This window comes from Pseudomonas sp. YQ_6, assembly GCF_043103245.1.
GTDB lineage: Bacteria > Pseudomonadota > Gammaproteobacteria > Pseudomonadales > Pseudomonadaceae > Aquipseudomonas > Aquipseudomonas alloputida.
The window spans coordinates 105,938-121,404 of record NZ_JBICJR010000012.1; the positions used below are offsets into that span (position 1 = coordinate 105,938).

7 protein-coding genes are annotated in these 15,467 nt (G+C 65.6%); 2 read left to right on the plus strand and 5 right to left on the minus strand.

Going from position 1 to position 15,467, the window contains the following annotated elements:
- Window positions 1-475 precede the first annotated feature (475 nt).
- The gene (locus tag ACF8FG_RS03935; RefSeq protein WP_392518607.1) at window positions 476-7,975 is read left to right on the plus strand and encodes an SDR family NAD(P)-dependent oxidoreductase; all 7,500 of its coding nucleotides are present in this window, start codon (window positions 476-478) and stop codon (window positions 7,973-7,975) included.
- 9 nt (window positions 7,976-7,984) lie between these two features.
- Entirely contained in the window at window positions 7,985-9,337 is a 1,353-nt protein-coding gene (locus ACF8FG_RS03940) for an aminotransferase class I/II-fold pyridoxal phosphate-dependent enzyme (RefSeq protein WP_014592007.1), read from the plus strand.
- A gap of 9 nt (window positions 9,338-9,346) precedes the next feature.
- On the opposite strand, the gene ACF8FG_RS03945 is transcribed toward ACF8FG_RS03940, so the two are convergent.
- The 5 genes from ACF8FG_RS03945 to ACF8FG_RS03965 all read right to left on the minus strand — a co-directional run bounded on the left by ACF8FG_RS03945 (window position 9,347) and on the right by ACF8FG_RS03965 (window position 15,464).
- Window positions 9,347-9,802 carry a transposase gene (locus tag ACF8FG_RS03945; protein WP_014592006.1) on the minus strand — a complete coding sequence of 152 codons (456 nt, stop codon included), beginning with the start codon at window positions 9,800-9,802 and terminating at the stop codon, window positions 9,347-9,349.
- A 364-nt stretch (window positions 9,803-10,166) separates the two neighbouring features.
- Complete coding sequence (locus tag ACF8FG_RS03950) at window positions 10,167-11,210, minus strand: phytanoyl-CoA dioxygenase family protein (protein WP_004577660.1); 1,044 nt, start codon at window positions 11,208-11,210, stop codon at window positions 10,167-10,169.
- A 3-nt stretch (window positions 11,211-11,213) separates the two neighbouring features.
- Window positions 11,214-13,358 carry a capsular polysaccharide biosynthesis protein gene (locus ACF8FG_RS03955; protein ID WP_392518608.1) on the minus strand — a complete coding sequence of 715 codons (2,145 nt, stop codon included), beginning with the start codon at window positions 13,356-13,358 and terminating at the stop codon, window positions 11,214-11,216.
- Entirely contained in the window at window positions 13,358-13,924 is a 567-nt protein-coding gene (locus tag ACF8FG_RS03960; RefSeq protein WP_318075916.1) for a GNAT family N-acetyltransferase, read from the minus strand. Before ACF8FG_RS03960 ends, ACF8FG_RS03955 begins: the two co-directional genes overlap by 1 nt.
- A gap of 4 nt (window positions 13,925-13,928) precedes the next feature.
- Entirely contained in the window at window positions 13,929-15,464 is a 1,536-nt protein-coding gene (locus tag ACF8FG_RS03965) for an LTA synthase family protein (RefSeq protein ID WP_318075914.1), read from the minus strand.
- Window positions 15,465-15,467: the final 3 nt, after the last annotated feature.

Sequence of the window (15,467 nt, forward strand, 5' to 3'; positions counted from 1 at the left end):
CCGAGTCCTGCTGGCCAATTTCCACCCGCCGTTCACCGTTGCCGGCGCTACCGTATTCGCGGGTAAACCCGCTCCTACACAGATTGGTGGTGGACACACATTGGTGATTGGGCGCAGACCGTCGTAGGAGCGGGTTTACCCGCGAAAGGGCCGCCCCTGCTGGCCAATTCCCATCAGCCATTCACCGTCGCAGCCGCCACCGTATTCGCGGGTAAACCCGTTCCTACGCCGTGAACCATCCCTCACCCCAGGGTTTTCCCACCCCCACAACCCGCGTATCATCTGCGCACACAAATCTGAACATTCCCACGCCAGTTCCAGACCATGAGTCTTGCGCACCCTGCGTGCATGGCAGTTTCAGGTACCCAGACAATCATCAGTGACATATAACGAATGGCCAGTTTCGTGGCCAGGCCAGGCATGCCGGCTGTCCGACGGATGGGACGGTGCCCGATGAGATTTGAAGGAATAGGTTTTGATCAAGCGTAGAAAGGTTGCAATCGTTGGTTGTGCGTACCGTTTTCCTGGCTCTTCCAATGCAGGCTTCTGGCAAAACCTGATGGAGGGCCGCGACCTGGTGACCCAGGTTGACCCGTCGCGTTGGAACAAACGCGAGTTCCTGCACCCGGACAAGGCCAGCCCTGCATCCAGCTACACCTTCGCCTCAGGCACCCTGGGTGATATCAGCGCTTTCGACGCTGGCTTCTTCAGCATCTCGCCGCGGGAAGCCGCGATGATGGACCCGCAGCAACGCATGCTGCTGGAAATGTGCTGGGAAACCTTTGAAAACGCCGGGGTCAAGCCGTCCAGCCTGCGTGGCAGCAACTGCGGCGTGTACCTGGGCATCGCCGGTGTCGAGCAGTCCTACCGCCTGCTCGAGGACCTGTCGGCCATCGATGGCGCCACGGCGACCGGCAACACCATGAGCATCGCGGCCAACCGCCTGTCGTTCTTCTACGACCTGCGTGGCCCGAGCATGGCCATCGACACCGCCTGCTCGTCGTCGCTGGTGGCTTTCCACCAGGCGTGCCAGGCCATCCTCAGCGGTGATGTCGACCAAGCCGTGACGGGCGGTATCAGCCTGCACATGCACCCGTTCGGCTTCATGATCTTCGCCAAGGCGACCATGCTGTCGCGCACCGGGCGCTGCCAGTCGTTCGACGAAAACGGCGACGGTTACGCCCGCTCCGAAGGCGGCGGGTTGTTCCTGCTCAAGGACTACGACCAGGCAGTGGCCGATGGAAATACCATTTTGGCGGTGGTAGCGGCCAGTGCGGTGAACACCGACGGGCGCAAGTCCAGCCTGACCCTGCCCAATGCCGAGGCCCAGGCGGCGCTGCTCAAGCGCGCCTACTCCCAGGCCGGTATCTCCCCCGAGCAGTTGGACTACCTGGAGGCCCACGGCACCGGTACCGCGGTGGGAGACCCGATCGAAACCCGCGCTATCGGCGAGGCACTGGGCCAGGCGCGCGGCGCCGGCAACCCGCTGCCAATCGGCTCGGTGAAAAGCAACCTCGGGCACCTTGAAGCCGCCTCTGGCGTGGCTGGCCTGATGAAGGCACTGAACTGCCTGGCCGAGCGCACCGTGCCCGCTACCATTGGCGTGCAGGCGCTCAACCCGAACATCGCGTTCGCCGACCTCAACCTGCAGGTGGTCACCGAGCCCCTGCCGCTGAAGGCAGATGGCCAGTTGACCGTGGGGGTGAACTCGTTCGGCTTTGGCGGCGCCAACGCCCATGTCATCCTGCAAAGCCCCGAGCCACAGGCGCCGGCAGCGCAAGCGGCCAGCGCCCGGCGCGTGCCGTTACTGCTCAGTGCCAAGAGCGAACAAGGCCTGCGCGCAACCGCTGAACGCTTTGCCGCCTACCTGGCCGGGCAGCCACAGGCCGACTATTACGATGTGGCCTACCAGGCGATGTTCCGCCGCGATGCGCACAGCCACCGCCTGCTGCTGGTTTGCGACAACGCGGCCGAAGCCGCCCAGGCGCTGGACGACTATGCCCAGGACCCGACCCTCAGCGAACTGAGCGCTGTGCTGGAGGCCGGCCAGGCTCTGGACGGCGCCTCGGCACCGGTATTTGTCTACTCCGGCAACGGCTCGCAATGGCAGGGCATGGGCCGGGCGATGCTCGACCAGCCGCTGTTCGCCGCCGCCGTGGATGAAGTGGACGCGTTGTTCCAGCCCTTGGCGGGCTACTCGCTGCGCGCCGAGCTGCTGGGTGACAACGGCGAAGGCCGTTATGCACGTACCGAAATCGCCCAGCCTGCGCTGTTTGCCCTGCAAGTGGCGGTTACCAAAGTGCTGGCTGCCGAAGGCATCCACCCGGTGGCGGTGATCGGCCACAGTGTGGGTGAAGTGGCGGCGGCCTGGGCCAGCGGCGCGTTGAGCCTTGAGGACGCCACCCAGGTCATCTACCACCGCAGTCGCCTGCAGGGCCTGACCCGTGGTACCGGGAAGATGACGGCGGTCGGTCTCTCGGGTGAGGCCACGGCGCAACTGATTGCCGAACTGAAACTGGATGGCCGCCTGGTGGTGGCGGGCGAGAACAGTGCCCGCGGCGCCACTGTCGCCGGTGAGGTTGACGCCCTGGCACTGCTGGAAGCGGCCCTGGAAGAGCGCCAGGTATTCGCCCGTCGCCTGGACCTGGACTACGCCTTCCACTCGCCGGCCATGGACCCGATCAAGCAAGCGGTTATCGACGACCTCGCGCATATCCGCCCGCAGGCTACGAAGATCCCGTTCTACTCCACTGTCGTCGGTGGCCAGTTGAACGGCGAACGGCTGGACAGCCAGTACTGGTGGCAGAACATTCGCTTCCCGGTGCTGTTCCAGGGCGCGCTGGCTGCCTTGGTGCGCAATGGCCTGAACCTGTTCGTCGAAGTGGGCCCACATGCGATCCTGCGCAGCTACGTCAACGATGTGCTGGCCGAGTGCGAACAACCGGGGCAAGTGATTGGCACCCTCAAGCGCAACGACCACAGCCCGCTGCTGCTGGAACGTACCGTAGCCCGCCTGCAGATTGCCGCCGTCGAGCCACAGTGGCAGGCACGCTTCCCGGTGACCGGGCGCCCGCTGCGCCTGCCTAACTATGCCTGGCAGCACGACCACTTCAGCTTGCCGGTCACTGCCGAGGCCTATGGCCCGCTGAGCCACGAGCGCGTGCACCCGTTGCTGGGTTACCCGGTAACAGACCAGGCGCTGACCTGGGAAAACCGCCTGGATACCCAGCAGTACCCGACCCTGGCCGACCACAAGGTGGGTGAGTCGGTACTGTTCCCGGGTGCAGGCTTTACCGAGCTGGCCCTGGCGGTGGCGCAACTGCACCAGCCGGGCGAGTTCGTCGATATCGAAGAGCTGGAAATCCACAACCCTCTGCTGCTGAGCAGCGAGGTCATCAAGAAAGTGCGCGTGCAGGTCGAAGAGGCCGACGGCACGTTGCGCATCAGCTCGCGCACGGTGATGCAACGCGAAGACTGGGTACAGCACGTGGTTGCACGCTTGCCGGGCGAAGCGCGCGGTGTGCTGCTGGACACCCGGGCACCGGCGTTGCCAGCCCGCCCGGCAGACTTCACCGGCGAGCAGCACCTGGCAATGACCTGCGCGGTTGGCCTGAACTACGGCCCCGCTTACCAGACTGTGGCCGCAGCCTGGGTGGAGGGGGAGCGCGTGTTGGCTGAGTTGGTCGTGCCTGCTGCCATCGAGCACGAACTGGCAAGCCTGCACCTGCACCCGGCGTTGCTGGATGGTGCCTTCCAGCTGATTACCGAGCTGCTGGCCAGCCGCCAGGGGCATGACGATGGCCTGGCGTTCATCCCCGTCAAGCTTGGGCGCATTGCCTTTACCAATGCTGGCGGTGTTCCGGTGTTGGCCGAGGTGCGTCAGCGCAAACGCACCGCGCATTCGCTGCTGGTCGACTTCACCCTGTTCGATGCCAGCGGCGCTGCCGTGCTGGCGATCAAGGATGCGCGCATGCGTGCCGTGCGCCTGCAGTACGACCGCAGTGGCGATATCAAGCGTATGGGCCATGTAGGGCAGGCCGCGCCAGGCGCGGTTGTGCCTGTGCAGCGTAACGCCGTGGCCTGCTCGCCGTTGGTCGAGGCCTTGCAGTGCCTGGCCGACGAACCGGCACAGGTGCGTTACCTGAATGAAGTGGAGCCACTGCTGGATGTGCTGTGCAACAGCTTTGTCCTCGATGCGGTGGAACAGGCCGGCGGCCGCATCAGTGCCGAGCAGGTCGCGCTATGGTCGCAGGGCCAGGGCGACTTCCTGGCGATGCTGTTGCGCCATGCCGAGCACGACGGCAGCCTGCAGCGTAGCGCGGACGGCAGCTGGCAACTGGTCGACCAGGGCGAGCGCCCGACCTCGCAGGCTATCTGGCAAGAGCTGTTCAAGAGCTACCCCGAGTACTTCCAGATTATCCATTCCGTTGGCCGCATCGGCCGACATCTGTCGGCGTTGCTGGATGGCAGCCAGGCCTTCGACACCCTGCAACCGCGCGAAACCAGCGGTGCCAGCCTGGCGCGCCTGGTGCTGGGTGCGGCAGGGCAGCAGCACCTGCTCAGCGGCATTGGCCAGACCTTGGCCGCGCGCCTGGCGCAACTGCCGCCCGGCCAGCGCCTGCGTGTGCTGGAATTCGGCTTCGGTGGTGCTTCGTTTGCCGAACTGTTGTACGCCGGCCTGGATTTCGATCGCCTCGATTATGCCTACTGTGTCGCCGAGCCTGAGCTTGAGCAGCGTCTGCGTGACGATTGCCCGGCGCTGGAGGTGCTTGGCCTGGAGCAACTGGCCGACGCCGGTACGTTCGACTGGGTGCTGGTGCCTACCGACTTTGGCCCCCTTGGTACGGTGGGTGACGCCCTGCGCCTGGCCAGTGGCCGGCTCAACCCGCACGGCCAGTTGGCGCTGCTTGGGCAGTACCCGGCGCGCTGGGCCGATTTCGTCTTCGGTGCCCAGCCAGATTGGTGGCTGGCCGGCCCGCAGCAGGCGTTGTCGCGCCAGCAAGGCCCGGCGTTCTGGAGCCATGAGCTGCAGCGGCATGGCCTGACCGCGTTGCGCACGCTGGAGGCGTTGCCGGGTAACGCCTGTGGTAGCTACCTGTTGCTGGCGGACAAGCCCGCCGGTGCCGACACTGTCGCACCCGTGGCAGTGCAGCGCTGGGCCGTACTCGCCGAAGCAGGGCAGGGCGCTGCCCTGCGCCTGGCAGAGCAACTGCGCGCCCAGGGCCAGCAGGTTGACCTGTTGCAGCCGGGTGACGCCCAGGCGCTGGCGGCTCAGCTTGGCGCCTTTGCCCAGCCCCCTGAGCATGTGCTGCACCTGGCCGGTTTCGATAGCGGCACAGGCCTCGATGGCCAGGCCGAGCGCTGCATGCAAGCGGCCGCGCTGGTGCAGGCCTGTGAGTCGCTGACGATCGCCCCGCAGTGCTGGTTGTTCAGCCGTGGCGCTGCCGAGCACCTGCACAGCGTCGACACCGCCGCCGACGTTGCGGCCATCGGCGACGCCGCCTTGTGGGGCTTTGGCCGCACCCTGGCCAACGAATCCCCGCACTGTCGTATTCGCCTGCTCGATCTGGCCCACGCGGCAGCGGTCGAGCTGGCGATACCCGCGTTGCTGCACGCCGACAGCGAAACCGAGCTGGCCCTGGACGGCGAAGGCCGTCGCTACGTGCCGCGCCTGCGGGTGCTGGCCGACCAGCCGCGCCCCGCAGTGGGCGATGCACAGTGGGTATGCCTGGGCTTCGACCTGCCGGGCCAACTGCGCAACCTGCGCTGGGAAGTGCGTGAGCCGCGTCAACCGGCGGCGGATGAGCTGGACATTCAGGTACGCGCGACGGGCCTTAACTTCCGTGACGTGATGTTCGCCCTCGGCCTGCTGTCGGATGAAGCCATCGAAAACGGCTTCTCCGGCCCTACCCTGGGCTTCGAATTTGCCGGTGTGGTGCAGGGCAAAGGCGCCGAGGCAGTGGGCGACTTCGCCCCGGGTGACCGTGTGGTGGGCTTTGGCCCCTGCAGCTTCGCCAACCGCCTGGTCACCAACGCCAACGCCGTTGCACGCATCCCCGAAGGGATGTCGTTCGAAGCGGCGGCCACCATTCCGAGTACCTTCTTCACCGTGTACTACGCGCTGCATCACCTGGCGCGCCTGGAGCCGGGCGAGAAGGTGCTGATCCACGGTGCTGCCGGTGGCGTGGGCATTGCTGCCATCCAGATCGCCAAATGGCTGGGCGCAGAAATTCACGCCACCGCAGGCAGCGACGAGAAGCGCGACTTCCTGCGCCTGCTGGGCGTCAGCCACATCTACGACTCCCGTTCGCTGGCTTATGCCGACCAGGTGCTGGCGGCCACCGGTGGGCGTGGCGTGGACGTGGTGCTCAATTCGCTGGCCGGTGAGGCCATCAACCGCAACCTGCAGGTGCTGAAGCCGTTTGGTCGCTTCCTGGAGCTGGGCAAGCGCGACTTCTACCAGAACACCCGTATCGGCTTGCGCCCGTTCCGCAACAACATCAGCTATTTCGGTATCGACGCTGACCAGCTGATGAGCGAGCGCCCCGCGCTCACCCGCCGCCTGTTCGCCGAAATGATGGAGCTGTTTGAACAGGGCATCCTGCATCCGTTGCCGTTCCGCGAGTTCGACGCCAACCAGGTGGTCGAGGCTTACCGTTACATGCAGCAGGCACGGCAGATTGGCAAAGTCGTGGTGACCTACGCTAACCCTATCCAGCAAACCGTCGACACCCGCGTGCAGCCGGTGCGGGCACTGCAGCTTGCCGCCGATGCCAGCTACCTGGTCACCGGCGGCCTGGGTGGCTTTGGCTTGCGTACTGCGCAGTGGCTGATCGACAAAGGTGCCCGTCACCTGGTGTTGCTGGGCCGTCGTGGCCCGGCCAGTGAAGAGGCCCAACCGCAGCTGGCGTTGTGGCACGCCCAAGGTATCGATGTGCAGGCCGTGGCGTGCGACATCACCGACCGTGAGCAACTGCGCGGGGTGTTTGATCGCATCGGCGCCAGCCCATGGCCACTGCGTGGCCTGGTGCATGCCGCGACGGTGATTGACGACAGCCTGATCCGCAACCTAGACGGCGACCAGTTGCGTCGCGTGCTGGAACCCAAGGCCAAGGGCGCGCAGTACCTGCACGAGCTGACCCAGGGCCTGGCGCTGGACTTCTTCGTGATGTTCTCCTCGGCCACTACCTTGTTCGGCAACCCCGGCCAGGCCAACTACGTGGCGGCCAACCACTGGCTCGAAGCCCTTGCGCGGCACCGACGTGCTCAGGGCCAGGCAGCCACTGCCGTGCTGTGGGGCGCCATCGACGATGTCGGCTTCCTGGCGCGCAACAGCCAGATCAAGGACGCCCTGCAGAGCCGCATGGGGGGTTCGGCGCTGCGGGCCGAGGCCGCCTTGGCACAGCTCGAGGCCATGCTGTTGCAGGGTGATAACGGCCATGGCGTGCTGGAACTGGACTTCAAGGCCCTGGCGCGCTTCCTGCCGAGCGCCAGTACACCGCGCTTCAGCGAACTGGCCCGTGCCTATGGCGGCGACCATGAGGATGAAGGTGGCGGTGAAGACATCCAGCGCATGCTGGAGGAGCTTGACGATGGCGAACTGCTCGAACGCTTCGTAGACATGCTCAAGCACGAGGTGTGCGAGATTTTGCGCCTGCCGCCAGCACGCCTGGATGCCCAGCGCCCGCTGCAGGAAATGGGGCTCGATTCGTTGATGAGCGTCGAGTTGGTGGTGGCGCTGGAGGAGCGTTTCGGTATTCGCCTGCCGGTGATGGAACTGAGCGACAGCTCCAGCATCGACAAGCTTGCCGTACGCTTGCTGGAGCTGCTGCGCGGTGAAGCGAGCAGCGGCGAAGAGCAACTGGCGCAGAATGTGCTTGCCCGCCATGGCAGCGAGCACAGTGCCGAAGAGTTGGCGCAGTTGAACGCAGCCTTGGCCGACAGCAACGCGGCACCCAACCGATTGATTGATTAAGAGTGCCAGATGACAGCCAGAACCCCGACCGGCCTTGGTGGCGATGCCAAGCAACGCCTGATCCAGCAAGCCCTCGCCCGGCGCCGCCATGTGGCTGCCGAGGGCGAGCAGGGCGCCACCCTGGAGCAGGTACAGCAGGCTGCCCTGAAGGTGCCCGAAGCGCACTATCGCTTTGATCTGCACCCGGGGTACCAGCAACTGCGGGTAATCCAGCAAAGCGCCATGCAGCTGGGCGTGAGCAACCCGTTCTTCCGTATGCACCAGGGCACCGCCGGTGCCCAGACGCAGATTGGCGAGCGCGAGTTTCTCAACTTTGCCAGTTACAACTACCTGGGCTACTCCGGCCACCCGAGCGTGGCCGAAGCGGCCAAGGCGGCGATCGACCGCTACGGCACCTCGGTGTCGGCCAGCCGCCCGGTTTCTGGCGACCGCCCGCTGCACCGCGAGCTCGAGCGCGAACTGGCCCGCCTGTACGAGGTAGACGATGCGGTGGTGATGGTCAGCGGCCATGCCACCAACGTCACCACCATCGGCTACCTGTTCGGGCCACGCGACCTGGTGGTGCATGACGAGCTGATTCACAACAGCGTGTTGCAGGGTATCCAGCTGTCCGGTGCCCGCCGTCTGAGTTTTGCCCACAACGACTGGCAGGCGCTGGACCGCCTGCTGGGCGAACAACGCCAGCACTTCGAGCGGGTGCTGGTGGTGGTGGAAGGCATCTACAGCATGGACGGCGACTACCCCGAGCTACCCCGGTTCGTCGAGCTCAAGCATAAGCACAAGGTTTTCCTCATGGTGGATGAAGCCCATTCGCTGGGGGTGATGGGTGCGACGGGCAAAGGTATTCGCGAGCACTATGGGTTGGCTGGCGATGACGTCGACATCTGGATGGGAACGTTGAGCAAGACCCTGGCCAGTTGCGGCGGGTACATTGCGGGCCGCACGGCACTGATCGAGCACCTGAAGTTTCTGGCGCCGGGCTTCTTGTACAGTGTTGGCATGCCGCCGGCGGTCACGGCCTCTGCGTTGGCAGCGTTGAAGCTGCTGGCTGCAGACAGCGAGCGGGTAGCGCAAGTGCAGGCGCGAGGTGAGCTGTTCCTGCGCCTGGCGCGTGAAGCAGGGTTGGACACGGCGACCAGTACCGGGTTGGCGGTGATCCCGGTGATTACCGGCAGTTCGTTCAAGGCCGGCCGCTTGTCCAGCGCCCTGTTCGAGCGTGGTATCAATGCCCAGCCGATCCTGTACCCGGCGGTGCCGGAGCATTCGGCGCGGGTGCGGTTTTTTGTGTCTTGCGAGCATACGGAAGAGCAGATCAGGCATACCGTGGCGGTGGTGGCGGAGGAGATGGCGCGGCTGGGGTGAGGGCCACGGCTACAGCCAGATGGCATCCCAGTGTGGGTAGTTGCCGACATTGGGTGCCAGGCCGGCCCTGACCGGGTTGGCAATGATGTAGCGAGCGGCGTTGAGCAGGTCATCATCCTTGTGCATGGCGCGATCGCAGTAGCCCGCCTGCCAGATGGGGTTGGTTGTTACGCCGGCCTTGTGCAAGGCATGGCTGGACCTTGATTTGAAGCGGCGCATCAACGTGGCCAGCGTCACCTGTTTCAGTTCTATCAGCCAATGCACATGGTCGGGCATGACCACCCAGGCCAGCGTGGCGCAGCTGTTTTCCCGGTCTGCCTGGCGCAAGTGATTGACCACCAGCCTGGCCAGGTTGAAGTTGTGAAACAGCGGGCGACGCTGGTGGGTGACTGTGGTCAGCATGTACAGCCTGCCGGGGTGTGAAACCCGGTGGCGGCGCAGATGGTGGGCATGGGCGTAGTGCATGTGGTCATCCTTGAGGCTTCGATAGTTCGAGCCAGCGTAGACGCCGTCATGATGCCAGCAGCGATTCAACCATTGCAGAATGTGCCCACTGACCAGGGGGGGACGGTGATTGGCCAGGGATATTGGCCAGCAGGCCCGGCCCTTTCGCGGGTAAACCCGCTCCTACACGACGGCCTGCGCCCAACCACCGATCTGTGCCCACCCCCGATCAGGTGTAGGAGCGGGTTTACCCGCGAATACGGTGGCGGCGGCAACGGTGAATGGCCAGGGATATTGGCCAGCAGGACCGGCCTCTTCGCGGGTAAACCCGCTCCTACACGACGGTCTGCGTTCAACCACCGGGCCGGTCCGGGTCGGGCGTGGGTCAGATATGCGGTGCCTCATACGCATTCAACTGCTCCACAAACCGCCAATGGCTCTTCTTGCCAAACCCCATCAATCGCTTCAACCGGATATCCCAACGCATGTGGTGGTTGGCAATCCATGGCAATGCAAACAGGTGCGCCCCGCGCCATGGGATGAACGGGTTACGCCGCAGGCTGGCATAAATCTCGACGCGGTGGCTGGCCTGATGGCTCGCACAGCGGGCATGGAAACCAGACGTGTCGGCCACCACCAGGGTGTTGGCTGGCACCGCAAAGCGACGGGGCGGCGGCAGACCGAGGGCCGCCAGCTCGGGCTCGTCGATACGGAATGAACCCTCACGGTGCATCTGCTCGCCGGAGCGCGCCGCCCCCAGGCTTTGACGATACTCCCAGGCCAAACGCTCCGGCGTCAGGCGGTGCGAGCCCGGCACATAACTGAACGGCCCTTGGTCATCCGCCACATCGTCCAGGAACAACCACGCCTTCGCTGTGGGGTGGAAGGTGTCGGCATGCAGGCGGGTCTGCGGGTCCTGATCGGCATTGGCGGCGTCGATCACGATCGACTGCAACTGGTAGGTAATGCCACCGGTATTGGACGACGCATAGGCAATCAGGTCGCGCACCCCACGGTCCGCCACAAACGCCGCGCTGGCCGGGTTTTGCGCCAGCACGTCCTGGTCAAGGCTGACCCGGCGGGTAACCGCGCGGCCCTGACGCATTTCCCAGCCAGTGCTGCGCAATGCACCCAGCTCGGCGCGCAAGGCCGCAAACTGCTCGGCAGGCAGGGCGTTTTCACGAATGAAAAAACCGTTCTGCTCAAAATGCGCGCGCTCACCGGCATCCAGCCGCGAGGCCAGCGCATTGCGACGGTAACCTGCCATGGCCATCGCCAGCTGACGACGCTGCACATGCAGGCCCAGGGCATTGAGCCGGGCACTGCCCAGCACCGGGTTGTTCTCGAACGACTTGGCATGGGTTGCCAACTGCAGGCAATGCCAGGGGAGTGCCGCGTAACGGCCGATGTCCTTGATCGAAACAGGCATGATCTAGTCCTTTGATGGGGCCAATGGCCGGCCACAGCCGAGCATGGTCCGGGTATAGTTGAGCAACGGCGCCACTCGCCGATAGGCCACCGGCGCCGGGTGTGGCGCGCTGAGGCAGGCGAGGGCGTGCCAGGCATCGCAGGGCAGGTCTTGCTGGACGTCGGCATAGCGCGCATAGCGCAACAAGGCGCCGGCTACCAACTGGTCCAGGGTTAAACGCCGGGTGCGGCGGGGCAAGGGCTGATGGTCCTCGGTCAGGCCCCAGCCAGCATAGAACGGCGTGCCATAGGTGACCACCGGCAGCCCGCGTAGCAAGGCCTCGAAACCGGCGGTGGAACTGAGCGTATGCAGTGCATCGACCTGGCCATACAGGCTGGCGATGTCCACCCCCGCCAGTACCTGATCGGCCAGCCCCACCAGCTGTGCCGGGGCGATGTGCCCGCGGCGCTTGCCGGCCTCCACGTCGGGGTGCGGTTTGTACAGAATCCAGGCCTCCGGCAACCGCGCGCGCACCTGTTGCAGCAGCCGCAGGTTGCACCCGGCACCGCCACCGCTGCACAGTGCCGAGGCATCATCCTCGACCTGGCCCACCACCAGTATCCGCAGCTGGCCCGGTTGCCCCAGCAAGGCCGGGCGCACATTGCTGCGCAGGTTGAACTTGCTGGTGCCGCTGGCAACGATCTGCGCCCGCAAGCGCGCCGCTTCGGCCAGGCATGGGGCGTCGAATTCGCCATGCTGCAACAGCTGCTCCAGGTCGCTGTCAGACTGCGCATCGTAATGAATGCCACCCCGGTCCAGCACCAGTGACAGCGCCGGGCTGTTGGTAGCCCCCAGCCCCGTGGAGCGCAAGAAACCATCCTCGACCCGCCACACTGGCACCCCCGCCTGGCGCGCACGTTCGGCCAGGCCGGCCGGCTCGCGTGCAGCCCATACCAGCAGCCGGCCCTGTTCGGCCGCTACCAGGCTTACCAGTTGCGGGCTGTCCACGCTGAAGCGCAACTGCCCCCAACGGCTTGCGAAAAAGCGCCGGATGTTGTGCTGCTTGTGCCGCTTCACGCCCAGCACCGTGGTGGGGCCGGCAAACGCAGCATCGCGGGCTTTCTTGCTGGCTAGCTGGCGGGCAACGGTCAAGGCATCGGTCAATTGGCCGCTCAATGGGTCGACATAGCGGCAGTAGCGCACATAGGCCGCCGCCACCAGTTGCACAAGGTCTGGCCGTGCCTGCCGGCGAGCAATGGCCATGCGGTCATCGGTCAGCCCCCAGCCCGCATAGAACGGCAGCCCGAAGCAGGTGACCGGCACGCCCTGGATCAACGCCTCCAGCCCGGCCTGGCTGGTCCCCACGTACACCCGCCGGGCACGCCGGGCCAGTGACGCCCAGGCTACTGGCCGCGCCTCCAGCGTTACCCCACGGGCCCGCGCGGCATCCAGCAGGCAACTGGGCTTTTGCCCGCCCAGGCAGTCCGGGTGAATGCGCACGCGCACGTCGGCATCCGGGTTTTCTGCCAGGGCCTCATCCAGCATTCGCACGTAGTCGGCTTCGCATAGCCCGCCGCCCGGGATCGAATAATCCCCGGCAGTCTGGTCCACCACCAGCACCAGCGGCCGCTCGCGGCCCAGCGGGTCGTCGTCGGGCAGGTCCTGGGCGTTGTTGTACTTGCCGATGCCGCTGCTGCGCATCAAGGCAATCAGTTCGCGGGCGCAATTCAGTTCATATGCGCTGAGCGCCTCGGGTTGCTGCAGGATGTTTTCCAGTAGCGAAGGGCGGTCTGCCAGGTAGTGGATGCCCACCGGGTCGACCACCATGGACATCGGCGTATCGCCCTCGATGCCCAACGAGGACGAGCGCAAAAAACCGTCCTCCAGCGCAATGTAGGGCAGCCCCCAGCGCTGGCACAGCACCCGGGCATGGGCCGACGACTGCTTGTAGCCGATACCGGCAATGGCCTTGAGCCCTTTGGGCGCCTTGCGGCCACGGCGCCACAGCCAGAAGGGCGGGCCTTCCGGGCCGAGGAACTGCGGCAGGTGCAGGACCTTCCAGGCCACCCATTGCGACATGATGCCGACCCAGCCGGTGCCGTCTACCAGGGCATCGGGTGGCGAGTAACCTTCGGGCGAGTGGGGTGCAAAGGGAGGCGTATTGTGCATTACACGGCCCGCCACATGTTGCGCACCGGCGGGAACGGCACCCAGCGCTTGCGGCGCAGGGCAAAGCCATTATGCAGGTACAGGTGCTGCGCCCGATGATTGCTCAGCGGCACCTCCAGCTCTACTCGGGTAAAGCCCTGGCCGGCGGCGTGCGCGCAGCACGCCTGCACCAGCGCCGAGCCCACGCCTTGCTGGCGTGCGGCCTTGCTGACCCGCAGCCCGTACAGCAAGAACGGGTAGCGCCATTCGCGCAGTTCGCTCAGGCAGAACCCAATAAACCGCACCCAGCCGCTCAACAGGCCAAACTCACGCACGAACGGCCGCCAGTGCAAGGCAAACGGCCCGCGCCGGCCATGCTTGAACGCGGCAAAGCCCAGTGCCTGCTCGCCGTCGAAGGCCAGCAGCACACGGTCCCAGTGGATAGCCGCCCCCAGCAGGCGATAGCGGCAGGCCGTATTGCCAATCAGAAACGCCAGCGACCCCCGCCCCTCGGTCAGCAAGCGGGCCAAGGCAGGGTCTGCGGCACGCTCCGGCGACAGGTCCGATCCCAAAACGATACGCACCACGTTGTCAGGCTACCCCGGCACTGGCCACAGGCGTGTCCTGGCAGGTTGCCGGCGCCAGGGCATGGGCCAGCAATGTGCTGGAAAGCTGCTGCACCGGCATTGGCCTGGCCCCGCAGCCAGGCTGGCGGCGGTTGGACCACACCAGGTAGTCGGTATCACCCGCGGGCGCACCAACAGCCTGGTACACCTCGGGCAGGATCGGCACATGGTCACCGAAGAAGCACAACAGCGCCTCGTTCGGCTGGGCCAGCAAGGTTTCGCGCAGCATGCCCAGCATGCGGTCGGCGTTGCCGATGTGCCGCACATACGGCGCCAGGTCTTTCATGCCCGGTTGCAGCGGGCGGTCGAACCAGGCGGGCAGCTCGTGCGCGGCTACGCTTTCCAGGTGCAACGGGCCATGGTTTTCCATGGTGACCGCATGGATGAACAGCGGCTGGGTGCGGCCTGGCGCCTGCAGCAGCGCGCGGATTTTTTCTGCCACGGCGCAATCACCAATGAACGGCCCGGCCTTTTGTGAAGCGTTGAACGCCTGCACATCGATGAATTCATCAAAGCCCAATGCCGGCAGCACCTTGTTGCGGCCATAGAAACCACCATCGTACGGGTGGATGCAAATGGTCCGGTACCCCTGCGCCTTGAGCCTGGAGGCGATACTGGGCAGGCCTTGGCGGGCCAGCACCCGGTACGGGTTGAAGCGGTGCACGCCCAGCCGGTCGGCAGGGATGCCGGTAAGGTAGGCGAACTCGGTCCGCACCGTATTGGCGCCCCAGGCTGCCACCTGCAGTTTGCCCCGGGCCAGCGCCTGGCTGGCCAGCAGGTCGTACTGGTCGAGCACTTGCGGGCGCACGCCAGGCCACAGCCCACGCACATCGAAAAACGACTCGCTCTGCACCGAGACCAAGTCCGGCAGCGCCCCGGCCTGGGCCACTGGCGGCTGCGAAGAGGCCGGCGCAGCCCCACCCGCAAACGGCGAGCCCAGCCCGTCCCGGTCCACCGGCGCCCGCGCCGCCCAGAAGTACCGCCACAAACTGGCCGCCAAGCCCCAGCCACGCACATCCCGCTCGGCATCAAAGCTCGGCTTCACTGCCCGATGCCCCAGGCGCAGCAAGCCCAGGCCCAGCGCCAACGGCAGCAACGCCTCAAGCCGCGCGCCCGCCACCTCGAAGCTCAAGCCCGCCCACAGGTAAACCAGAAAGCCCACCGCCAGCAGCGCGGCCTTGCCAAAGCCAAAGAACGGCAAGTACAACCGCGGGAACTTCACTGCATCGCTGAAATACTCGAAATCTGCACACACAAACGGCTCGCGCAGCGAGTGATACTTGGCGTTGCTTACCAGCACGATCAGCAGCCACAGCAACAACACATTCACGCCACTGAACAACGGCCGCGCCGTCAGTGCATACAACAGCCCGAAGGCCACACACCACAGCCCCGCGTGCAGCAGCCAGCAATCGGCCGGGCGACGCAGGGCAGGGCGGGGAACCAGCAGGCGCTCGACCGCGACGGTCAAGCCCAGGCCGATCAAAGCGACCGGCAACATGGA